Annotated in this window: 22 protein-coding genes, 1 pseudogene and 1 riboswitch; of the genes and pseudogenes, 11 read left to right on the forward strand and 12 right to left on the reverse strand. The window is 68.1% G+C overall.

The genetic code is table 11. From position 1 onward, the window contains the following. Nucleotides 1-242 (forward strand): annotated as a pseudogene (locus tag ACAG24_RS10965) (HNH endonuclease signature motif containing protein); the annotation flags it as partial. Between the two features lie 11 nt (nucleotides 243-253). Beyond that, nucleotides 254-634: a DUF7715 family protein gene (locus ACAG24_RS10970; protein WP_370473094.1), complete on the forward strand. Its 381-nt coding sequence runs from the start codon at nucleotides 254-256 to the stop codon at nucleotides 632-634. On the opposite strand, the gene ACAG24_RS10975 is transcribed toward ACAG24_RS10970, so the two are convergent. After that, complete coding sequence (locus ACAG24_RS10975; RefSeq protein ID WP_370473095.1) at nucleotides 631-2,331, reverse strand: MFS transporter; 1,701 nt, start codon at nucleotides 2,329-2,331, stop codon at nucleotides 631-633. The two genes, ACAG24_RS10970 and ACAG24_RS10975, sit on opposite strands and share 4 nt — an antisense overlap. A gap of 188 nt (nucleotides 2,332-2,519) precedes the next feature. Between ACAG24_RS10975 and thiC the strand changes: the two genes are divergently transcribed. From thiC to ACAG24_RS11015, 8 genes are read left to right on the forward strand one after another with little or no spacing between them, the layout of a single operon-like run. Continuing rightward, nucleotides 2,520-4,049, forward strand: coding sequence for a phosphomethylpyrimidine synthase ThiC (gene thiC, locus ACAG24_RS10980; protein ID WP_370473096.1), 1,530 nt, complete (start codon nucleotides 2,520-2,522; stop codon nucleotides 4,047-4,049). Next, a complete protein-coding gene (gene thiD, locus ACAG24_RS10985) occupies nucleotides 4,046-4,882 on the forward strand; it encodes a bifunctional hydroxymethylpyrimidine kinase/phosphomethylpyrimidine kinase (RefSeq protein WP_370473097.1) in 837 nt (278 codons plus the stop codon). The genes thiC and thiD overlap by 4 nt, the downstream gene beginning before the upstream one ends. Next, nucleotides 4,879-5,493, forward strand: coding sequence for an alpha/beta hydrolase family protein (locus tag ACAG24_RS10990; protein WP_370473098.1), 615 nt, complete (start codon nucleotides 4,879-4,881; stop codon nucleotides 5,491-5,493). The genes thiD and ACAG24_RS10990 overlap by 4 nt, the downstream gene beginning before the upstream one ends. A gap of 14 nt (nucleotides 5,494-5,507) precedes the next feature. Further along, a complete protein-coding gene (locus tag ACAG24_RS10995) occupies nucleotides 5,508-6,191 on the forward strand; it encodes a DUF4190 domain-containing protein (protein WP_370473099.1) in 684 nt (227 codons plus the stop codon). A gap of 36 nt (nucleotides 6,192-6,227) precedes the next feature. After that, entirely contained in the window at nucleotides 6,228-7,715 is a 1,488-nt protein-coding gene (locus ACAG24_RS11000; protein ID WP_370473100.1) for a flavin-containing monooxygenase, read from the forward strand. A gap of 9 nt (nucleotides 7,716-7,724) precedes the next feature. Further along, nucleotides 7,725-7,991 carry a DoxX-related protein gene (locus tag ACAG24_RS11005; protein ID WP_370473101.1) on the forward strand — a complete coding sequence of 89 codons (267 nt, stop codon included), beginning with the start codon at nucleotides 7,725-7,727 and terminating at the stop codon, nucleotides 7,989-7,991. 36 nt (nucleotides 7,992-8,027) lie between these two features. After that, the gene (locus tag ACAG24_RS11010; protein WP_370473495.1) at nucleotides 8,028-9,254 is read left to right on the forward strand and encodes an APC family permease; all 1,227 of its coding nucleotides are present in this window, start codon (nucleotides 8,028-8,030) and stop codon (nucleotides 9,252-9,254) included. A 7-nt stretch (nucleotides 9,255-9,261) separates the two neighbouring features. Beyond that, on the forward strand, nucleotides 9,262-10,551 hold the full coding sequence (locus tag ACAG24_RS11015; RefSeq protein ID WP_370473102.1) for a uracil-xanthine permease family protein: 1,290 nt from the start codon (nucleotides 9,262-9,264) through the stop codon (nucleotides 10,549-10,551). On the opposite strand, the gene ACAG24_RS11020 is transcribed toward ACAG24_RS11015, so the two are convergent. From ACAG24_RS11020 to thiO, 10 genes are all read right to left on the reverse strand, one after another. Continuing rightward, entirely contained in the window at nucleotides 10,505-11,971 is a 1,467-nt protein-coding gene (locus ACAG24_RS11020) for a M28 family metallopeptidase (protein ID WP_370473103.1), read from the reverse strand. The two genes, ACAG24_RS11015 and ACAG24_RS11020, sit on opposite strands and share 47 nt — an antisense overlap. Then, entirely contained in the window at nucleotides 11,968-13,521 is a 1,554-nt protein-coding gene (locus ACAG24_RS11025) for a M28 family metallopeptidase (RefSeq protein ID WP_370473104.1), read from the reverse strand. The genes ACAG24_RS11020 and ACAG24_RS11025 overlap by 4 nt, the downstream gene beginning before the upstream one ends. Beyond that, a complete protein-coding gene (locus tag ACAG24_RS11030) occupies nucleotides 13,478-14,389 on the reverse strand; it encodes an alpha/beta fold hydrolase (RefSeq protein WP_370473105.1) in 912 nt (303 codons plus the stop codon). The genes ACAG24_RS11025 and ACAG24_RS11030 overlap by 44 nt, the downstream gene beginning before the upstream one ends. Further along, nucleotides 14,386-15,810, reverse strand: coding sequence for a phytoene desaturase family protein (locus ACAG24_RS11035; RefSeq protein WP_370473106.1), 1,425 nt, complete (start codon nucleotides 15,808-15,810; stop codon nucleotides 14,386-14,388). Before ACAG24_RS11035 ends, ACAG24_RS11030 begins: the two co-directional genes overlap by 4 nt. Nucleotides 15,811-15,820: 10 nt before the next feature. Continuing rightward, entirely contained in the window at nucleotides 15,821-16,579 is a 759-nt protein-coding gene (locus tag ACAG24_RS11040) for an ABC transporter permease (RefSeq protein WP_370473107.1), read from the reverse strand. After that, nucleotides 16,576-17,481: an ABC transporter ATP-binding protein gene (locus ACAG24_RS11045; RefSeq protein WP_370473108.1), complete on the reverse strand. Its 906-nt coding sequence runs from the start codon at nucleotides 17,479-17,481 to the stop codon at nucleotides 16,576-16,578. The genes ACAG24_RS11040 and ACAG24_RS11045 overlap by 4 nt, the downstream gene beginning before the upstream one ends. Further along, nucleotides 17,478-18,233, reverse strand: coding sequence for an SGNH/GDSL hydrolase family protein (locus ACAG24_RS11050; RefSeq protein WP_370473109.1), 756 nt, complete (start codon nucleotides 18,231-18,233; stop codon nucleotides 17,478-17,480). The genes ACAG24_RS11045 and ACAG24_RS11050 overlap by 4 nt, the downstream gene beginning before the upstream one ends. Nucleotides 18,234-18,237: 4 nt before the next feature. Continuing rightward, nucleotides 18,238-19,005 (reverse strand): thiazole synthase, encoded by a 768-nt coding sequence (locus ACAG24_RS11055; protein ID WP_370473110.1) that lies wholly within the window; start codon nucleotides 19,003-19,005, stop codon nucleotides 18,238-18,240. Continuing rightward, entirely contained in the window at nucleotides 18,998-19,195 is a 198-nt protein-coding gene (gene thiS / locus ACAG24_RS11060) for a sulfur carrier protein ThiS (RefSeq protein WP_370473111.1), read from the reverse strand. The genes ACAG24_RS11055 and thiS overlap by 8 nt, the downstream gene beginning before the upstream one ends. Further along, the gene (gene thiO / locus ACAG24_RS11065) at nucleotides 19,192-20,193 is read right to left on the reverse strand and encodes a glycine oxidase ThiO (protein WP_370473112.1); all 1,002 of its coding nucleotides are present in this window, start codon (nucleotides 20,191-20,193) and stop codon (nucleotides 19,192-19,194) included. Before thiO ends, thiS begins: the two co-directional genes overlap by 4 nt. Continuing rightward, nucleotides 20,186-20,294, reverse strand: a riboswitch (TPP riboswitch). (Overlaps the previous gene by 8 nt.) A gap of 35 nt (nucleotides 20,295-20,329) precedes the next feature. On the opposite strand from thiO, the gene thiE reads away from it, so the two are divergent. Further along, nucleotides 20,330-20,977, forward strand: coding sequence for a thiamine phosphate synthase (gene thiE / locus ACAG24_RS11070; RefSeq protein ID WP_370473113.1), 648 nt, complete (start codon nucleotides 20,330-20,332; stop codon nucleotides 20,975-20,977). Here the strand turns inward: thiE and ACAG24_RS11075 are convergent. Next, a complete protein-coding gene (locus tag ACAG24_RS11075; protein ID WP_370473114.1) occupies nucleotides 20,961-21,446 on the reverse strand; it encodes an NUDIX hydrolase in 486 nt (161 codons plus the stop codon). The genes thiE and ACAG24_RS11075 overlap by 17 nt on opposite strands. Between the last annotated feature and the right edge of the window lie 57 nt (nucleotides 21,447-21,503).

Consider the following 21,503-nt stretch of genomic DNA (forward strand, 5'->3'; position numbering starts at 1 on the left):
CACCCGCACCGCCACCCCCCACGCAGGCAACACCGTCACCGACCCCGCAGGGCCGGCACCTCAAGATGCCCACCCGCCCGACCAGCCGCGCCCAGAACCGGGCCGCCTACATCGCCACCGAACGACGCCTTAACCGCCTCGACCGCCAAGCCCAAACCGAAACCCCGCCAACAGCCATACCAGAGCGCCGCGGACACCCGCCAAGACCAACCGACCACGACGACGACCCACCACCCTTCTAGGAGAGGAAAATATGAGAATCCTTGTGGCGACCGGCCATACGCAGGGCACCCACCCTGACGACTATCACTTCTGTATCGAGCGTGAACTCGTATGGATCCAGGAGCCGTGCAACCGCGACCTCCGCGATCCGGACGGCCCGTGCGGGTGCGGACGCGGATTCGCAGGGGCGGCATCGCATCGGGCCACCACGACCGCGATGGTCGTGGAGTCCGACATGACCCGCGAGGACATGATTCTCGCGTTCGAGACCAGCCTCGAAGACGGCGGATGGCCCGCGTCCTGGGCCGAGGACGTCGCCGACGAGAACCTGGAGATCGCCGCGCGGCTACCCGTCGGTGCGATCGTCACCAGAAAATTGGAGAGCTTCTTCGTCCGCGGCGCGTTCTTCTAGTCCTGCCCTGCGCTTTCCGCGTACCGCCCCGGATTGAACAGCGACGCGATCAGCCCGATCACCATCATGGCCGCCGCAGCCACGAAGACGACCACCAAACCCGAGTGGAAAGGCTCGATGATCAAGTGGGGGAAGAACGTCTGGCCCGTCAACACCTCGGCATCGACGCCGGGCTGCTGCAGAGCATGGTAGGGCTCCAGCAACTCGGCGATCGGGTTGTAGCCGAGGAAGGCCGCGAACAAGCTGCCTACCGGCGGAAGGTCGGCCACCTGCTGCGCCACGGCGGCAGAAACACCCTGCTCCTGCAGCCCACTGCTCAACGTTCCGGGCAGAGAGTTCGCAAGCCCGATGATCATCAGCGAGAAGAAGATCCCGATCGACAACGACGATCCGGCGTTGAAGAACGTGGCGCGCACACCCGATGCCGCTCCACGCTCCGAGGCCGGAACGCTCGACATGATGGCAGCGGTGTTGGGTGCGGTGAAGATGCCGCCGCCGACACCGTTGAGGAAGATCAGCAGCGCGAACACCCAGTAGTGGAAGTCCACCGGGATCATCACCAACGCGATGAACGATGCCGCCATCAGCGCCATGCCGCCCACGGTCAGCGGCCTGGCGCCGTACCGGTCGGAAAGCCAGCCCGCGATGGGCCCGGCAAGCAGAAAGCCGATCGTGATCGGCAGCATGTAGATCGCCGCCCACAGCGGAGTCGATTCGAAGTCGTAGCCCCGCAACGGAAGCCAGATACCTTGCAGCCAGATAATCAGCATGAACTGCAATCCGCCCCGGCCCATCGACGACATCAGGCCGGCGACATTACCCATGCCGAACGCGGCGGACCGGAACAGTCGGATGTTGACCATCGGCTGCGCGACGCGCAGTTCGATGAAGCAGAACAGTACGAGCAGAAGCAGACCGCCGGCAATCGCCCCCAACACGTAGGGATTGGTCCAGCCCGTCGTCGAATCGTCATAGGGCTGAATGCCGTACGTAATTCCGATCAGCAGAACAGTCAGGCCGACACCGAACGTCAGCGTGCCGGCCCAGTCGAGTTTGCCCGGTGTGCGCACGCCGATCTCACGGAGCGAGCGCATGCTCCAGATCGTGCCTGCCAGGCCGATCGGCACGCCGACCCAGAAGATGGCCTGCCAATGCCATTCGGAGAGCACCCCACCGATCAGCAGACCGAGGAACGACCCGGCGACTGCGGCGACCATGTTGACGCCGAGCGCCATGCCGCGCTGGTTCGCCGGGAACGCGTCGGTGAGGATGGCCGACGACGAGGCCATCAGCATCGCTCCGCCGATCCCCTGGATCACCCGCCACGCGATCAGCCAGATGGCGCCGCCGTCGAGGTGGAACGGATCGAACGACAGGGCTATCGCCGCGAGCGTGAACACCGCGAAGCCGATGTTGTAGATCCGGACGCGGCCGAACATGTCGCCTAGGCGCCCGAACGGCACCACCAGAACCGCGGTGACCACGAGGTAGCCCATCAGCATCCACAGCAGGTAGCTGATGTTGGACGGGGCCAGCGGATTGAGGCCGATGCCGCGGAAGATCGCGGGCAGCGAGATCAGCACGATCGACGCGTTCACCGTCGCCAGCAGCGTCCCCAGCGTCGTGTTGGACAGGACGATCCACTTGTAGTGGGGATGGTCGGCATTGATACGGCCGACCTGCACCTCTGTCGTCATCGCTTTCTCACCTCGCCCACAAAGAACATATATTAGCTATATAAATCATTCCTAGGCAATTCGAGCTCCGCCCGCTACCGTGGCAACCGTCAACACGCGGGAGCGCGTACCGAGCGCGCTGAGAGGACGGGTAGGCCCGTCGACCGTACGAACCTGACCGGGTAATGCCGGCGTAGGGAGATACGAGAATGACCGACCTTTCCATTGCACCCTCAGTCACGACCGGCCCCATCGCGGGCAGCACGAAGATCTATCGCAACGGTGTTCCTTTCCGTCGCGTCCACCTGACCAACGGCGAGCACCTGGATCTCTACGACACCTCCGGCCCGTACACCGACGGTGCCGCAGTGATCGACCTCGACGCAGGCCTGCCACGTCGCAGCGTGACCCGCGACCGCGGCACCCAGCTGCAGCGCGCCCGTGCCGGCGAAGTCACCGCGGAGATGGCGTTCATCGCCGAACGCGAAGGTGTCGCGCCTGCGCTGGTGCGCGACGAAGTGGCCCGTGGCCGCGCGGTGATCCCCGCCAATCACCATCACCCCGAGGCCGAGCCGATGGTCATCGGCAAGGCGTTCGCCGTCAAAGTCAATGCGAACATTGGGAATTCGGCCGTCAGCTCGTCGATCGCCGAAGAGGTCGACAAGATGGTCTGGGCCACCCGGTGGGGTGCCGACACCATCATGGACCTGTCCACCGGCCGCGACATTCATCAGACCCGTGAGTGGATACTGCGTAATTCCCCGGTCCCCGTCGGCACCGTGCCGATGTACCAGGCACTCGAGAAAGTCAGCGGTGACCCCGTGAAGCTGTCCTGGGATGTGTACCGCGACACCGTGATCGAACAGTGTGAGCAGGGTGTCGACTACATGACCGTGCACGCCGGCGTGCTGAAGGGTCACATCCCGCTGACCGTCGGCCGGGTCACCGGCATCGTCAGCCGCGGCGGCTCGATCATGGCAGCCTGGTGCCTGGCACACGACCGCGAATCGTTTCTCTACACCAACTTCGAAGAACTCTGCGACATTCTGGCCCGCTACGACGTGACGTTCTCCCTCGGAGACGGATTGCGTCCCGGCTCGATCGCCGACGCCAACGATGCCGCCCAGTTCGCCGAGCTACGAACCCTCGGTGAGCTGACCACGATAGCGAAATCCCATGGCGTGCAGGTGATGATCGAAGGCCCAGGCCACGTCCCGATGCACAAGATCGTCGAGAACGTCCGCCTCGAGGAGGAACTCTGCGAGGAAGCTCCCTTCTACACGTTGGGCCCGCTGGCCACCGACATCGCACCTGCCTACGACCACATCACCTCGGCGATCGGTGCCGCGATCATCGCCCAGGCCGGCACCGCGATGCTCTGCTACGTCACCCCGAAAGAACACCTCGGGTTGCCCAACCGCAAGGACGTCAAGGACGGCGTGATCGCCTACAAGATCGCCGCACACGCCGCCGACCTCGCCAAGGGTCATCCCGGCGCCCAGATCCGTGATGACGCACTTTCGAAGGCGCGCTTTGAGTTTCGGTGGGAAGACCAGTTCCACCTGTCGCTGGACCCCGACACTGCCCGCGCGTTCCACGACGAGACACTGCCCGCCGAACCTGCCAAGTCCGCACACTTCTGCTCGATGTGCGGTCCGAAGTTCTGCTCCATGCGCATCAGCCACGACGTGGCCGAGGCAATGGCCGACAAGACCCAGCTACCGGTGGTGACGACATGACCTTCCTCCCGTTGACTCCGCCCGGCGAGACGCCGTTGCGCGTCCTCACGATCGCCGGTTCCGATTCCGGGGGCGGGGCGGGAATCCAGGCCGATATGCGCACCTTTGCTCTGCTCGGATTGCACGGCCTCGTCGCGGTTACAGCCGTCACGGTGCAGAACTCCGTGGGCGTGAAGGCATTTCACGAGATTCCCCTCGACATCGTCGCCGGCCAGATCGAGGCGGTGGCCTCCGACATCGGGCTCCAGGCCGCCAAGACCGGCATGCTCGCCTCGTCGGCGATCATCGAGACGATCGCCGACGCCTGGGTGGCCCAGGGCCTCGACACCAGCACACCACTGGTCGTCGACCCGGTCTGCGCCTCGATGCACGGCGATCCACTGTTGCATCCGAGCGCGCTGAACGCGCTGCGGGACAAGCTCTTTCCGCTTGCTACGCTCGTGACACCCAACCTGGACGAGGTGCGCCTCCTGGTCGATGTGGAGGTTGTTGACGAGCAGACCCAGCGCGAGGCGGCCCGGAAGCTGCATGAGCTCGGCCCCAAATGGGCCCTGGTCAAGGGCGGGCATCTGCGGTCCTCCTCGCACAGCCCGGACCTGCTGTTCGACGGCACCGACTTCCACGAATTCGACACCACCCGCATCGACACCGGCCACGATCACGGCGCGGGCGACACACTGGCAGCTGCGACCGCATCTGCTCTCGCTCACGGTTACTCCGTGCCTGACGCCGTCGCGTTCGGCAAGCGGTGGGTCACCGAATGCCTGCGCGCCGCCTATCCGCTGGGCCACGGCCACGGGCCGGTCAACGCTCTGTTCAGATTGAGCACATGACCCTGGAGGACATCGCGGGCGTCGCGCACGAGCCCGAGGGCTCCCCTTCGGGTGTCGTCGCGCTCACCCACGGCGCGGGTGGCAGCCGCGACTCCCCGATGCTGAGAGCGCTGTGCGACGAGTGGGCGCGCCGCGGTTGGCTCGCGGTGCGCTACAACCTGCCGTACCGACGTCGTCGTCCGAAGGGTCCGCCGTCCGGCTCTTCGGCCGCCGACATCGCCGGCATCGTCGAGGCGGTGGCGGTCGTCAGAGCACTTGCCGACGGCCCCGTCATCGCCGGTGGCCACTCCTACGGCGGGCGGCTGACGTCGATGGCGGTCGCGGACGGTCTCGAGCTCGACGTCCTGACACTGTTCTCCTACCCGCTGCATCCGCCGGGCAAGCCGGAACGAGCCCGCACCGAACACCTTCCGCGGATCACCGTGCCCACCGTGTTCACCCACGGCACCGCGGACCCGTTCGGCACCCTCGATGAGCTGCGGCCCGCAGCCGCGCTCGTCGACGCCGCCACCGCGATCGTCGAAGTGACGGGCGCGCGGCACGACCTCGGAACAAAGAAGCTCGACGTTCCCGCGCTCGCCGTCGATGCGGCGCTTGCGCAACTCGGCTGAGCTATCGTCGCAGCGTGACCGTACCTCCGCCACCGCCCGGGCCGCCGCCACCTCCCGGGCCGCCCCCACCGCCGTACGGACAGCCCTATCCCCCGCCACCGCCGCAGCCTTATCAGGGCGCCCCGTGGCAGCCGTTCCCGCAGCCCGTGAAGCGGACCAACTGGTGGGCGATCGTGTCGCTGATCTTCGGCGTCATCGGCGGCGTCCTGATCAGCCTGGTCTGTGGCGTCATCGGCCTGATCAAGGCCAAGGACTACCAGAGCGGCCGGGGAATGGCGATCGCCGGCATCGTGCTGTCGGCGCTGTGGATGGTCGGCGTGCTGATCTTCGTCGTCATTGCGGTGAACAGCGACCGCGTGACGGCGACCGACGTCGCCGTCGGTGACTGTCTGGCCGAGATCCCGGACGGCGAGCGCGTACTGACCGTCAAGACCATCAGCTGCGACGAGCCCCACGCCGGCGAGGTCTTCGCCGTGCTGACGATGCCCGACGGCGATTTCCCCGGGCAGGCCGCGGTGGAGGCCTACCACGAGAAATGCAGCCCGGAGCTGGTCAGTTATTCGCCGCAGTCGATGTTCGACGATTCGGTACAGCTCTACGTCCTGTACCCGACCGCGGAAACCTGGGCCAACGGCGACCGGCTCGTCACCTGCATCGCCACCCTCGATCCGCCACGCACCGGATCCATCAAGGGCTGACTTCGCCGGTAGCGGTACCTCGGGTACCGTTCTCGCATGGCTTCGGAGCATTTCGACGCGGTCATCGTGGGTGCCGGGTTCGCAGGTATCGGCGCTGCCATCCAGCTCAAGCGGATGGGCATCGACAACTTTGTGATCGTCGACCGTGAGGACGACCTCGGTGGCACGTGGTACGTCAACCACTACCCCGGGCTCGCGGTGGACGTCCCCACGACCACGTACTCCTACTTCTTCGAGCCGAACCCGAACTGGTCGCGGCTCTTCTCGACCGGCAGCGAGATCAAGCAGTACGCCGACGACGTCGCCGACAAGTACGACGTGCGGCGCCACATCAGGTTCAACGTCACGGTCGAGGGCGCGCGCTGGGACGAGGACGCCAAGCTCTGGCGGGTGAACCTCGCCGACGGCTCGACGATCGACGCCCGATACCTGCTCACGGCCACCGGCTTCCTGTCGCAGCCCCACATGCCCGACATCCCCGGCATCACCGAGTTCGAGGGACGGGTCATCCACACCACGGCATGGGATGACACCTACGACCCGACCGGCGAGAAGGTCGGCATCATCGGTACCGGCGCCACTGCCGTGCAGTTGATTCCCGAGCTGGCGAAGAAAGCCGCCGACCTCACCGTCTACCAGCGCACACCGATCTGGGTGGTGCCCAAGGTCGACTTCCGCTTCTCGGAGCGCTCCAAGCGTCTGTTCGCCCGGATCCCGTTGACACAGCGCATCATCCGCGCCATCACCGACACGATCTACGAGCTCATGGTGTCGGTGGCGGTGCTGCACAACCGTCAGACACGCGGCCGATTCAACATCGCCGCCGGCGACCTCGCCAAGATGTTCCGGTTCGCCACCATCCGAGACAAGGAACTGCGGGCGAAGCTGACCCCGGACTACGACTTCGGTTGCAAGCGTCCCACGTTCTCTAACAGCTACTACCGCACGTTCACGAAACCGCATGTTCATCTGCAGGACAACGGCATCGCGCGCATCGAGTCAGACGGCATCGTCAACAACGACGGCAGCAAGACCACCATCGACACCCTGGTGCTCGCGACCGGCTTCGACCTGTGGGAAGCCAACTTCCCCGCCATCGAGGTCATCGGACGCGAAGGGCGCAACCTCGGGAAGTGGTGGCGCGAGACCAGGTTCCAGGCCTACCAGGGCGTCTCGATGCCGTACTTCCCCAACTACCTGTCGCTGGCCAGCCCCTACGCGTTCCTCGGCCTGAACTTCTTCAACACGATGGAGTATCAGATGCGGCACATGGACCGCCTTTTCGGCGAGCTGAAGCGGCGCGGTGCAACGACTTTCGAGATCACCGAGGAAGCCAATACGCGGTACCTGGACCGCATGACAGAACTGCTGGGCGATTCGCTGTTCCTCAACGGCAGCTGCGCCACCGCTCGCTCGTACTACTACAACCCGGCCGGTGAACCGACCCTGCTGCGTCCGATGTCGACGAAAGACGCCATCCGCGAAGCCTCGGAGTACCCGATCACCGATTATTCGATCGTCTAGTATCCGCCTGTGCCTAAACAAAACTCGCGTGCCGCCACCGTCGCCGGTCTGGCTCTCGCCGGGACCGGCCTGTCCCACTTCGTCGTGCCTCAGGTGTACGAGGGCGTCACCAAGTCGGCCTTTCCCACCAACACCCGACAGCACGTCTACATCGACGGTGCCGCCGAAACCGCGATCGGGCTCGGCATCGCATCGCCGAAGACGCGAAAGATCGCCCTTGCCGGGCTCGGGGCGTACCTGCTCTACATGGGGGTCAACGTCGCCCGCAATCGGTAGCTCTGCGGCACCGTGACCTCGTCGGACGAGCCGGCCCTGAGTCGCCGCCTCGGCCTGTTCGACACCGTCGCACTCGGCCTGGGCTCCATGATCGGGGCCGGCATCTTCGTCGCGCTGGCCCCTGCCGCTGCCGCAGCAGGCACCGGGATGCTCGTCGGTCTGGCCGTCGCCGCTGTCGTCGCCGTCTGCAACGCGATGTCGTCGGCGCGGCTGGCCGCGCGCTATCCGCGCTCCGGCGGCACCTACGTCTACGGGCGTGAGCGGCTCAGCCCGTTCTGGGGCCACACCGCCGGCTGGAGCTTCATCGTCGGCAAGACCGCATCGTGTGCGGCGATGGCGCTGACCGTCGGGTACTACGTATGGCCGGCCTACGCCAACGCGGTGGCCGTGGGAGCCGTGGTCGCGCTGACGGCCGTCGGCTACGCGGGCATCCAGCGGTCGGCGACGCTGACCCGGATCATCGTGGCGTTGGTGCTGGCGCTGCTCGCCACCGTGGTGGTCGTCATCCTCGGTTCCGGCCGCGCTGACGCGTCACGGCTGGCGCTGGGAGGCGACGTCGACGCCTACGGCGTCCTGCAGGCCGCCGGGCTGCTGTTCTTCGCGTTCGCCGGTTACGCGCGCATCGCGACGCTGGGCGAGGAGGTCCGCGACCCCGCCAGGACGATTCCCCGGGCGGTCGGCCTGGCTCTGGCCCTCGCCCTGCTCGTGTACGCGGTGGTCGCCGTCGCCGTGGTGGCCCAACTCGGCAGTGCCCGGCTGGGATCGGCCGCCGCCCCGCTCTCGGAAGCCGTGCGCGCGGCGGGTTTCCCCGCGCTGACCCCCGTCGTCGGCGTCGGCGCGGCCATCGCCGCACTGGGGGCGCTGCTGGCGCTGCTGCTCGGGGTGTCGCGGACGACGTTGGCGATGGCGCGGGACCGCTACCTGCCGCACACGCTGGCCGCCGTCCATCCTCGGCACGGGACGCCGCATCACGCCGAGCTCGCGGTCGGCGCAGTCGTCGCCGTGGTCGCCGCGCTGGTCGACGTGCGCAGCGCGATCGGATTCTCGTCGTTCGGGGTGCTGCTGTACTACGCGATCGCCAACGCTTCGGCCTGGACGCTCACCACGTCGGTCAGCGCGCGCGTCGTGCCGGCAATCGGACTGATCGGTTGCCTCACACTGGCTTTCACGCTTCCGCCGGTATCGGTGGCCGCGGGGGCCGCCGTGGTGCTGGCCGGGATGATCGCCTATACGACTAGCGGCGTGCATCGTCATGGTGTGTAGTCGCTGAATGGCGTTCACGTGGAAGCTGGTCGAATCGAAGGCGGAGCCGGGCTTCGTCGTCGCACCCGATGAGCGGCTGAGCTGGCCGCGCACGCTGGGGCTCGGCGCCCAGCATGTGGTCGCGATGTTCGGCGCGACGTTCCTGGTGCCGGTCCTGACCGGTTTTCCGCCGGCGACCACGCTGCTGTTCTCGGGTGTGGGCACCATCTTGTTCCTGCTGATCACCGGCAACCGGCTGCCCAGCTATCTGGGTTCGAGCTTCTCGGTGATCGCACCGATCACGGCCGCCGTCGCCGCGCAGGGCACCGGCAGCGCGCTCGGCGGCATCGTCGCGGTCGGAGTCCTGCTGATCATCGTCGGCGGCGTCGTGCACGTCGTCGGCACGCACTGGATCGACGTGACGCTGCCTCCCATCGTGACGGGCGCGATCGTCGCACTCATCGGGTTCAACCTGGCGCCGGTCGCCAAGCAGAACTTCGAGACGGGCCCGCTGCTCGGGATCGTCACGCTGGTCCTGCTGGTCGGCGTGCTCGCGTTCTTTCGAGGCATGATCGGCAGGCTCGCCATCTTCATCGCCGTGGTCGCGGGTTATGTGCTGGCGCTGTTCCTCGGTGAGGTCGACACCTCCGGCATCGCGGCCGCACCCTGGATCGGGCTGCCCGAGTTCCAGACCCCGACATTCTCGCTGTCGGTCCTTCCGCTGTTCCTGCCCGCCGTCATCGCTCTGATCGCCGAGAACATCGGACACGTGAAGTCGGTCGGTCAGATGACCCGCACCGACGTCGATCCGCTGATGGGCCGCGCGCTGGCCGCCGACGGCGTCGCGACGACGCTCGCCGGATTCGGCGGCGGCTCGGCGACGACAACGTACGCCGAGAACATCGGCGTGATGGCGGCTACCCGGGTGTATTCCACGGCGCCGTACTGGGTGGCCGCCGGTGTTGCGGTCGTGTTGTCGTTGTGCCCCAAGGTAGGTGCGGCGATCGCCGCCATCCCCGGTGGTGTGCTCGGCGGCGCGACGGTCGTGCTCTACGGTCTGGTGGGCATCCTCGGCGTGCGGATCTGGCTGACCAACCACGTCGACTTCTCCAAACCCGTCAATCAGATGACAGCGGCCATCCCCCTGATCATCGGCATCGCCGACTTCACCTGGAGCGCAGGCGGTCTCACCTTCACCGGCATCGCCCTCGGATCGATCGCCGCGCTGGTCATCTACCACGGCATGCGCCTGCTGGGCCTCAGGACGGACGCTAGGGAACCAACCGGTCGCGCTGCTCCCGCGCAGGAACCCCATTGACACCGTCGATCGACTGCGCATAGGTGCCCACCGCGAAGGCCGCCGACGACGCCATGATTCCGAGCGCATCCCGGTCGACGTTGTCGATGTTGTCGAGACGGGTGTGGTAGTTCGGGTCGAACGCCACCCCGTCGCGACCACCCCACAGTCGGGCTTGCACAGGGGTTTTGATCTGCGACGAGCCGGTGGTGAGACCGCCGACGGGGATGCCGGCGGCCAGGAAGGGTGCGTAGTCGGTGACCCGCTGCAGCGGAATGTCCGCCGGTCGCACGCCGTCCAGCAGCAACCGTCCGGCCAGGGTGCGCTCGATGCCGGCGCTGCCATCCGGCGCAGGCGCGAAATCGCCCGTCTGGGTGGACTGGTCGCCGTCGTCGGTGAAGTAACCCGCATTGGGCGAGCCGAGCATGTCGAAGTTCAGATACAGCGCGATGTCGTCGATCTGCTCCTTGCTCAGGGACCGCAGGTACTTCTTCGAGCCGTCCATCGACACTTCCTCGGCGCCCCAGAACGCGAAACGCACCGCGTTGGCCGTCCCCGGCTCGCCGCCGAGTTGCAACGCGGTCTCGAGCACCGTGGCCACACCCGATCCGTTGTCGTTGATGCCCGCTCCCGACTGCACGCTGTCGAGGTGGGCGCCGACGAACACCACATTCTTGGTGTCGCCGGTCTTGGTCTGCGCGATGACATTTCGCGAGGTCGTCATGACGGGCTTCTTGTCCAGGACGAGGGTGACTGCGGAGTCGGTCCGGCGCACCGCGGCGTCCGCGGCCGGGTCGATGATGCCGACAGGCACCTTGAGGTCGTTGTAGTAGCCGGGGGTGAACAGCGTGGGCGGGGCACCGACGGGCCGCGACGGAGTGGCTTGGCTGACCACCAATAGCCCGACGGCGCCCTCCTCGGCGGCGATGCGCTGTTTGTCGACAATCGAGCAGCCGGTGTCGTCCACCACCGCGATCGCCTCGGCCACCGATACGTTGCCGTAATCGGCGGCCGAGCATCCGGCCGGGCGACGGGGGCGCAGGGTGATCGCCTTCAATCCGCCACGCGGCGTGGTGATCATCAACGAGGCCTGCTCGACGCGGAAGTTTCGCCCGGCCACCGTCAGCACGGGCCTACCACCCTGGGAACCGGAGAGCCGCTCGAACTCCGGTGTTTCGACGTCGAAACCCTTGTCCCGCAGCTGCTGTGCGACATAGTCGACACTTGCCTGGTAGCCGGGCGACCCGTCGGCCCGGTTCCCGCCGTTGGCGTCGGCAATCTCCTGCAGCTTGAGGAGGTGGCCGTAGACGCCGTCGATGGTCACCTTGTCCGCCAGGTCGGGTCCCCACTCCGCCACCGGCGCCGGCGCGTTCGATGAGGAGCACGAGGCGACGAGCGCACTCACCGCGACCAGCGCGGCGACCAACCGGCGCGCCCTCACGGTGTGGTCAGCTGATGGCGGGTGCGGTCTTCTCGCACGGGAATTCCGTTGCGGCCGCGCTGATCCTGTGCGTACAGCGCCACCGAGTAGGCGACCCCACTGCCGTGGATCTGCATCGCCGTCTCATCGATGTGATCGAGAGTGTCGGATGCCTTGTGGTAATTGGGGTCGAACGGCTGGTCTGCCTCCCCGCCCCACCGCTCGGCCTGCTCGGCCGACATCTTCTCCTCGGCTCCCGAGAACAGGCCTCCCGCAGGCACACCTGCCCTGGTAAAGCCGTCGTAGTCGGACCTGCCGTCGAATGACGTGTCCTCACCCGGCTTTCCGGCACGGTCGAGGTAGGCGGTCAGTGTGCGTTCGATCCCGGCCGAGCCCTCGGGAACCCGCGGCACGCCGCCGCGGGGGTCCGGCGTGGCCGACTGGTCGCCGTCGTAGGTGAAGTATCCCGGGTTGGGGGACCCGAGCATGTCGAAGTTGAGGTAGAGCGCGATGTCGCGCAGCGCGTCGTCGTCGAGCGACGCGACGTAGTCGTTGGAGCCGAGCAAGCCGGTCTCCTCGGCGCCCCAGAAGCCGAACCGGACCGCATTGTTCACCTGCGGCGAGCTGCCCAGTTGCAGTGCGGTTTCCAGGACGGCCGCCACTCCGGAGCCGTTGTCGTTGATACCCGGACCTTCCGGCACGCTGTCCAGATGCGCCCCGACCATGACCACGTCGGCGGTCGATCCCGTCTTGGTCTGCGCGATCACGTTGCGGGTCCGCTCGATTCGGACACCCGCGTTCAGATTGATCACCGCGCGTGCGCCCGGTTCCCGGCGCAGCTGTTCGCCCGCGGCCTTGGTGATGCTGATGACGGGGATCTTCACATCGGTGGAATCGCCGAGGGTGCCGCCGGCCATCTCTTCGCCGTCCTCGTTGTTGGCCACGATCAGCGCCACCGCGCCGCGCTGCGCGGCGACCGCCTGCTTCCCGCCGAACGGGCACGACCCACGGTCGACGAGCACGATCGCACCGTCGACGGGCAAGCCGTCGTAGTCGCTCGCGGTGCATCCCGGGGTGTCCTCGGACCGGGCGACGACGATCGGACCGGACGCCCCGCCTTCCGGAGTGCCCACGGTGTACTCCATCGGTTTGGCCTCGACCTTGTTGCCCGCGACGGTCAGCGAGGGCTCGTCAGCCCACGGGATCTTGACCTCGAACTCCGGTGTATCGACGTCGAATCCCTTGTCCCGCAATGCATTGGCCACATAGTCCACGCTCGCGTCGTACCCGGGCCTGCCGAGCGCGCGATTGCCGTCGTTGGCATCCGCGATCTCCTGCAGCTTCGCCAGGTGCGCCATCAGGGCCTCGGAGGTGACCGACTGCGACAACTCGTCGGCGAATTCGGCGGCAGCGTTCGGGTCGGGGGTTGGCTGCGGTGCGGGGCTGGGCTCGCGCCCGCACCCACCGACCGTCAGCGCAGCGACAGCCAGCACGGCCACGAGTCTTCTGGGGGTCACGACCACCACGTTAGCGCGGCCCCTGACGGTCACCGAGGTAGTCGAGAATGGCATCCGCGGTGACCTGCGGTCGCTCGATCTGAAGGAAATGGCCGGCTGCGGGCACCATGACGACTCGGCTGCCCTCCGGCAATGCCGTGAGGATCGGTTCGGCATAGGCGGCCTCCATCGCGCCGTCCTGCTCGCCCTGCAGGTGAAGGATCGGCACCTTGGGAACGTCGAAGCACCACTTGTGCAGATCCGCGTATTTGGGAGCGGGGTGTGAAGGCCGCACCATCGCCCTGTAGTAGCCGACGGCCGCCTTGCGGTGCGCGGCGCTGGGCAGGGCGGCCAGCGCGTCGTCGAGCTCGGTGCCGGTGTCGTAGCCGCTGGGCCCCCAGTCCTGCCACAGCCTGGGGATGATGCGCAGCAGCAGTCGCTCGGGGAGTGCGGGCAGTTGGAAGAACAGGATGTACCAGCTGTTGCGCAACTGTTTGGGCAGCAGACTCAGCTGGCGCACGACCGGTCCGCGGGTCTTGTTGATCGCGCCGATGGGGGCCACCGCCATCGTGATGTGTTCGGCGAACGGCGATTCCGGGTAGGCGGCGATCGCGCTGGAGACGAACCCACCCCAGTCGTGGCCGATGAGCACGGCATCCTCGGGTGCGCCGAGCGCTTCGTGCACGGCCAACGCGTCGTACATCAGCGCGCCGATGTGGTAGTCGCCGTCGGCGGCGGGTCCCGTCGGTGCATACCCCCGGGCGAACGGGGCGATGACGCGAAAACCGTTGCCGGCCAGGAGGGGTGCCAGCTTGCGCCATCCCCACGCGCTGTCGGGGAACCCGTGCAGGCACAGGGCGAGCCGCCCGTCGGGCGGACCCCACGACAGCGCGGTGACGTCGAGGTGGGGTAAGCCGAGCTTCAGGATGTGCGGGTCGGTCACGGTTCCTCCAAACCTGCCAGGGCACGTCGGGCGGCCAGATGCCCGCACATGCCGTGCGTGCCCGCCCCGGGGGGCGTCGACGCCGAACAGAGATACATTCCGGGGATTCCGGTGGCGTAGTTGTCGAGCGCCAGCACGGGCCGCGCGGCCAGCCCCCGCAGATCGTTGCGGCCCCCGACGATGTCACCGCCCACGTAGTTCGGGTTCCGGGCCGCGAGTTCGCGCGGGGTCGTCACGTGGGTCGCGACGATGCGGTCACGGAAACCGGGGGCGTAGTGCTCGATCTGATCGAGCATCGCCCCGGTGGCGTCACCCGTATATCCATGGGGCACATGCGCATACATCCATACCGGATGGATGTCGCCGACGGAGCGCTGCGGGTCGGCGAGGTATTGCTGCCCGATCAGCATGAAGGGCCGGGCGGGCATGATGCCCTTGGTGATCTGCCGTTCGGCTTCGCCGATCTGGGCCATCGTGCCGCCCAGATGCACGGTGCCCGCTCTGCGGGCCGCCTCCGACGCCCACGGAATACCCTCCTGCACAGCGAGGTCGAGTTTGAACGCGGCGGGCCCGTACCGGAACGTGCGATAGGCCTTCGCCCTCCGGGGCGCCAACCGGTTCCCCGCGATGTCGGCAAAAGCCGACGGGCCGGTGTCGAAGAGGGTGATGCGAGTCTGTGGCAGCTCGGACAGCGACGTCACACGGATCCCGGTCTCGATGACCACGCCGAGTGATCGTGCCAAACCTGCCAGCGCACCGGCGATGGCGCCGGACCCACCCTCGGCGACCGGCCATCCGTGCCGGTGCCCGCCCGCGATCATGACGGTGCCCACCGACGCCGACGCCGGCCTGTTGAAGGGCCGCCAGATGTGTGCGGCGCAGCCACCGAGAATCGCCCGCGCCTGCTCGGTGCGGAACATCCTGGCGAGCACCGAGGCGGGCAGCCCGGCCCGAATGCCCAACCGCAGCATTGCTATCGGATGATCGGGGATGCGGACAAGCGGACCGAGAACGTCGGAGACGATGGTGTCGAACGACCGCACCAACGGGCCGAACACCGCCCGCCATCTCGGGCCGTCGATGCCGAGGCCCGCCGCGGTGTCCTCCAGCGACGTCGTGAGCACGCCTGCGCTTCCGTCCGGCAGGGGGTGGACCATGTCGATCTCGGTGAACCGCCACGTCAGTCCGAAGTCCGACAGCGGCAGGCCGGCCAGAAACGGTGACGCGACGGCGAACGGGTGCACGGCCGAGCACGTGTCGTGTTTGAGGCCGGGCACCGTCAGCTCGGCCGTTCGGGCGCCTCCACCGATCTCGTGGTCGGCTTCCAGCACGGTGACGGCCAGCCCGGCCTGGGCCAGCGTGACGGCGGCAGCGAGGCCGTTGGGGCCGGAGCCCACCACGATCGCATCCGGAACCGTCATCGCAGCCATGCTAGGCGTCGCGGCGGTTCACCGTGACAAGAGCCGCGACGAAGATCGCGGCGACGACGGCGGTGAAGTAGCCGAGCGAACCCCATGCGCCCCAATGCATCGCATACTCCGGGAACAGCCACTGGACGTCGAGAAACCGGAAGACGTTGGCGAACGGCAGGTAAGGGCCGATCTCCCAGCCGCGGCCCGGCAGGTTGCCCAGCAACGGCTCGACCAGCAGCGGCCAGAGCAGCAGCACCGTCACCGCACCTGCGGTGTGCCGCAGCAACACCGCCACCCCCACCCCCAGGACGGCTGCCAGCGCCGCGAACAACGCCAGCCCGACCGAGAACCGCACCGTCGTCGCCACGGTCATACCGTCAGCTACACCTGGCTCCGCCACCAGCCGCGCCACCATCACCGAGCCGAACACCATCACCACTGCCGACACCGCCGAGAACACCGCCGCGACAAGCGCTTTGGCGCATACCACGAGCGTGCGGTGCGGGGTGGCCATGAAGGTTGTCGCGATCAGGCCGCTGCGGTACTCGCCCGTCACCGTCATCGCGGCGACGATCATCAGCACCGGGACCCCGAAGACGGCGACGCCCAGGCACGCCGAGGCGACGGTCATGCGTTCGTAGCCGTAGGCGACCGACGCCTGCAGAGCGGCCAGACCCAGGCTGAGCACGACTGCCGCCGCCGACGACCACAACGGAGAGCGAAGCGTGGTCAGCTTGATGCGCTCGGCGTTCACGACGGCGCTCGCCGCGCGGATCACTGCGACCTTCCCCGGTACTCGGTGGCGTCGTCGGTGGAGGCCAGATAGGCCTGCTCCAACGACACCTGCTGCGCGCTCAACTCGTGCAGCGCGATCGAATTCTGCGCGGCGAGTTCGCCGACCACGTCTGTGGTGGTGTCGCTGACGGTCAGCGCCGGGCCGTCCTCCCGCACCGACAGACCGGCCGCGCTCAGCACACCGGACAGCTCCGCCAGACGTGGGCTGCGCACCCGCACGACGGCGCCGCCCGATCGCGCCACGAAATCGGCCACCGACGTGGCCGCGATCAGCCTGCCCCTGCCGATCACCACGAGACGGTCGGCGGTGTTGGCCATCTCCGACAGCAGATGGCTGGACACCAGTACCGTGCGTCCCTCGGCCGCCAGAGCGCGCATCAGCGTCCGCACCCAGTGGATGCCTTCGGGGTCAAGGCCGTTGACCGGTTCGTCGAACAGCAGGACCCGCGGATCCCCGATCAGGGCCGCCGCGATGCCGAGGCGCTGGCCCATGCCCAGCGACAGCGTGCCGGCACGCGAGCCGGCAACCGCGGCGAGCCCGACCATGTCGAGGACGTCATCCACCCTGCGCCGCTCGATGCGGTGGGTCGCGGCGATCCACCGCAGATGATCGCGCACGCTGCGGTTCGGATGGACCTGCCTGGCGTCGAGCAGCGCGCCGACGGTGCGCAGTGGGTCGGTCAGCTGCCGATAGGCCTTGCCGTCGATCGTCGCGGTGCCCGAGGTGGGGCGGTCCAGGCCGAGGATCATTCGCATCGTGGTGGTCTTGCCCGCCCCGTTGGGGCCGAGGAATCCGGTGACGACACCGGGTTCGACGGTGCACGTCAGCCCGTCGACGGCCCTGTTGGGGCCGTAAGTCTTTGTCAGTGAACGTAGTTCGATCACACTGCCGCCACGACGAGGTCGGCGACGGCGCGCATTCCTTCGGCGTTGGGATGCAGCGGCGCGGGGCGCCGCGGGCGGGGAAAACCGAAGCGGATGGTCCAGGGCTCGCTCGACCACGCGTGGTGCGCGCGGCTCGCCTCGGCGGCCCGCACCAGCCCGCACCCGGTCGCTCTGGCCGCGTCCGCGGTCAGCTGCTGCAACGTCGCGGCCATGTGCCTGCCGAGGCTCAGCTGCGGCTCGCGCAGCGGCGGTGCGGCACCCGTCTCGGGCAGCAGGGTCAGGTAGTCGACGAACAGCACGGTGGCCTGCGGCGAGCGGCGCCGGATTTCGTGTCCGACCTCGATCAGCGCACCGCCCGCCTCCGTCAGTGCGACATAGCGCGCAGAGGGATCGAGCAGCTCCCGTATCCGCCCGCCCAGCAACGGGATCACGCGCACCGCGCGGGGCAGCCCCGCCGCGAACAACATCGGAACATAGCCGGCGTCGTTCCCGCCGATGGTGACGGTCACCAACGTCTCGGTGCCGTCGAGTGCGGCGATCTGAGGCGGTGCACCGCGCTGGGATTCGGACAGCACGTGCGCGGTGGTCGCGCCCGAATAGGTGACGTCGACCAGATCGAGGCCGAGCGTGCGGGCGACGAGGTGCGGGTAGTTGCGCGCAGAGCGGCCCGCTGCGCGCGGCGACCCAGGCACCCGCGGCGTGATGCCGGGCCCCGCCGCCATCGAGCTGCCCAGCGCCACATACCTCGTCATCGGATCACAGCGCCGGGCTGCTTGCCTGTGCCCAGAACCTCTTCGGGATTCGACCGGCGCGCCGCGCCAGGTAGCCGGCCCTGACCGCCGCCGACATCGCCGCCGCCATCGCGGGCGGATCAGATGCGCGGGTGACCGCGGTGGCGAGCAGTACCGCGTCGCAACCCAATTCCATGGCCAGCGCCGCATCGCTCGCGGTGCCGATGCCTGCGTCGAGGATCACCGGCACACCCGCCTGGTCGACGATCATCTCGATGTTGTGCGGATTGGCGATGCCGAGGCCGGTGCCGATCGGCGAGCCCAGTGGCATCACCGCAGCGCAGCCTGTGGCCTCGAGGCGCCGCGCCAGCACGGGGTCGTCGTTGGTGTAGGGCAGCACCACGAACCCGTCGTCGACGAGTTGTTCTGCGGCCCTCACCAGTTCGACCGCGTCGGGCAGCAGGGTGCGCTCGTCGGCGATCACCTCGAGCTTGACCCAGTTCGTCTGCAGCGCTTCGCGCGCCAGCTGCGCGGTCATGACCGCTTCGGCGGCGCCGCGGCATCCGGCGGTGTTGGGCAGTGGGGTGATGCCGAGCCGGGTGAGCAGATCCAGCACGCCGGTGCCGCCGTCGGCGTCGACGCGCCGCATCGCCACGGTGGTCAGCTCGGTCTCGGAGGCGATCAGCGCCGATTCCAGCACCGCGAGGTTGGCGGCGCCGCCGGTGCCGAGGATGAGCCGCGACCCGAACTCCCGGCCCGCGATACTCAGCTTTCCTGTCGTGAAGTCAGCCACCCTGCACCGCCGTCACCACTTCGATCTTCGCTCCATCCTTCAACGCGGTGTCCCACTGCGAACGGGGAAGCACCGACCAGTCCACCGCGACCGCAATCCCCTTCTCCGGGATGCCGAGGTGGTCGAGAAGTGCCGCGACCGTCGTCTGGTCGTCCACCTCGACTGCCTCGTCGTTGACTGTGACTTTCACGTGACCGTCGCTCCTTTCAATTCGGTGGCGATGGTCTCCGCCGTCCACGGCGCGAGCAGAAAACCCGACCTGCCGTGGCCCGCGGCCACCAGGGTGCGCTCGTCGAGCCGCCCGACCAACGGAAGATTGTCGGGTGTCATCGGGCGCAGGCCGGCCGCGGCCTCGGCGAACTCGTATTCGCCGAGGCCCGGCATCACCACGCACGCGTCGTCGAGCAGATCCCGCACGCCGCTGACGGCCGGTGACGTGTCGCGGCCGTGCTCGTACTGCGTCGCGCCGACCACCACGCCGTCGGCGCGCGGCACGACGTACACCTGCCGCCCGCGCACCCGGGCGCGGACCACACGCTGCGGGACGGGCAGGCATCCCCGCCGCCACCGCAGCCGCAGCACTTCGCCCTTGACCGGACGCACCGGCAGCCCGGGCCACAGCGACGGCGCATCGATGCCGTTGGCCAGCACGACGGTGTCGGCGTCGGCCGTCTCTGCCAGTGAGCCGACCGGCGACGCCCACTCCACACCGAGGCTCTCGCACTGGGAAGCCAGCGCCTCGACCACGGCACGGTTGTCGACAGCGAGCTCTGTCTCGGCCCGGAAGCCATGCCGGATACCTTGCGCCAGAAGCGGTTCCACGTCACGTGCGGCGGTCGTCATCGTCACCGGATGCCCCTGTGCGGACAGCCACGCGCCGACGGTCTTCAGATCCGCGGCATCGGCCGCGTCGACGGCGACCACCAGGGATTCACGGGCGGTGACGACGTCGGGCGGCAGGCCCGCGAGAAAAGTGTCGTGCCACAGCGACAGTGAGTCGAGACCGATCTTGAGCAGTTGCTCCTCGCCCGGCCAGCCCTCGCTGTGCGGCGCCAGCATTCCGCCCGCGACCCACGACGCGCCGGGCTCCCCGGTGCGGTGCACGCGCACACCCCAGCCGTCGTGCGCGGCGCGCCGGGCGACGGCGAGCCCGATGACACCACCGCCGACGACGGCCAGTCTGGGCATGTTCTTCGCTCCCTTCGCCGGCATGACCCGGATCAGGTGTGACGGTAAGAGCCGGCGGCTCACTCTCAGTCCCCGTACCCGGGACTCCCGTGTGGTCGCCTACCAGCCTACGTGGCGGCGACGCTAGCGTTCGAGTGTGTTTGCACCCCGTCTGTACCTGTGTACCGATGCCCGCCGGGAACGCGGCGACCTGGCTGAATTCGCCGACGCCGCGCTGGCAGGGGGCGTCGACATCATTCAGTTGCGGGACAAGGGGTCGCCCGGGGAGAAACGGTTCGGACCGCTGGAGGCCCTCCAGGAACTGGAGGCGCTGGCGGTGCTGTCGGACGCCGCACATCGGCACGGCGCGCTGATGGCCGTCAACGACCGCGCCGACATCGCGCTGGCGTCGCAGGCCGATGTGCTTCACCTGGGCCAGGACGACCTACCGCTGACGGTGGCCCGCGACATCGTGGGGAGGCGCGTCATCGGCCGGTCCACCCACGACATCGCGCAGGTCGAGGCCGCGGTGGCCGAGGACGTCGACTACTTCTGTGTCGGCCCGTGCTGGCCGACGCCGACCAAGCCGGGGAGGCCGGCCCCCGGTCTCGACCTGGTTCGCAGGGCCGCCGCTCTCGGCTCCGACAAGCCGTGGTTCGCGATCGGCGGAATCGATGCCGAAAGGCTGCCCGAGGTCATCGAGGCAGGGGCACGCCGGGCCGTGGTGGTACGGGCGATCACGGCGGCAGAGGATCCGAAGGCCGCGGCCGAGCAGTTGGCAGGAATGCTCAGATCTGCCGGTTGAGTGGCAGCGAGGCCGTGACCTCGCGCAGCCGGTCCCAACTGGCGGCGAATCCGGGGTGCAGTGGGAGGTCGGCCACTTCGTCCTCGGCGACCCAGCGAAGCTCGGCGCTCTCCCGGTTGGGCACGGTCTCGAGTTGCGCCTCGGCGTCGGCGATGACGGTCGTGTAGGTCCATCCGGAGTTCTCGGCGGTCACGACGGTGGTGCGCACGGTCAGCTGATCGGGCGGCAGGCCCGCCTCCTCGTGGGCTTCACGCACGGCGGCCTGCTCGGCGGTCTCGTGGCTGTCGCGGGCGCCGCCGGGCAACCCCCACGTTCCGCCCTGATGGCTCCACGGCGCACGGTGTTGGAGCAGGACAGCGGCCGATCCGTCGGGCCCGGGAGCCCGCAGCAGAAGGCCTGCCGCACCATGCCTGCCCCAGAACGCAGCGCCTGTCGCCGAGACAACCCAGCCGTCACCGTCCCCGCGCACGCGTTCAGGATACGAAACCGTCGCGAATTCGTGGCACCTGAATTCGCACGCGTCGCG

The sequence above is a fragment of the Mycobacterium bulgaricum genome, from assembly GCF_041287165.2.
GTDB classification, from domain to species: Bacteria; Actinomycetota; Actinomycetes; order Mycobacteriales; family Mycobacteriaceae; genus Mycobacterium; species Mycobacterium bulgaricum.

Excerpts from the sequence above, each read along its gene's own strand:
- ACAG24_RS11025 (WP_370473104.1), bottom strand. The coding sequence starts at position 13,521 with ATGCCATTCTCGACTACCTCGGTGACCGTCAGGGGCCGCGCTAACGTG.
- ACAG24_RS10975 (WP_370473095.1), bottom strand. The coding sequence starts at position 2,331 with ATGACGACAGAGGTGCAGGTCGGCCGTATCAATGCCGACCATCCCCAC.
- ACAG24_RS11035 (WP_370473106.1), bottom strand. The coding sequence starts at position 15,810 with ATGACGGTTCCGGATGCGATCGTGGTGGGCTCCGGCCCCAACGGCCTC.
- thiC (WP_370473096.1), top strand. The coding sequence starts at position 2,520 with ATGACCGACCTTTCCATTGCACCCTCAGTCACGACCGGCCCCATCGCG.
- ACAG24_RS11000 (WP_370473100.1), top strand. The coding sequence starts at position 6,228 with ATGGCTTCGGAGCATTTCGACGCGGTCATCGTGGGTGCCGGGTTCGCA.
- ACAG24_RS11050 (WP_370473109.1), bottom strand. The coding sequence starts at position 18,233 with ATGACGAGGTATGTGGCGCTGGGCAGCTCGATGGCGGCGGGGCCCGGC.
- ACAG24_RS10970 (WP_370473094.1), top strand. The coding sequence starts at position 254 with ATGAGAATCCTTGTGGCGACCGGCCATACGCAGGGCACCCACCCTGAC.
- ACAG24_RS11015 (WP_370473102.1), top strand. The coding sequence starts at position 9,262 with ATGGCGTTCACGTGGAAGCTGGTCGAATCGAAGGCGGAGCCGGGCTTC.
- thiO (WP_370473112.1), bottom strand. The coding sequence starts at position 20,193 with ATGCCCAGACTGGCCGTCGTCGGCGGTGGTGTCATCGGGCTCGCCGTC.
- thiD (WP_370473097.1), top strand. The coding sequence starts at position 4,046 with ATGACCTTCCTCCCGTTGACTCCGCCCGGCGAGACGCCGTTGCGCGTC.
- ACAG24_RS10990 (WP_370473098.1), top strand. The coding sequence starts at position 4,879 with ATGACCCTGGAGGACATCGCGGGCGTCGCGCACGAGCCCGAGGGCTCC.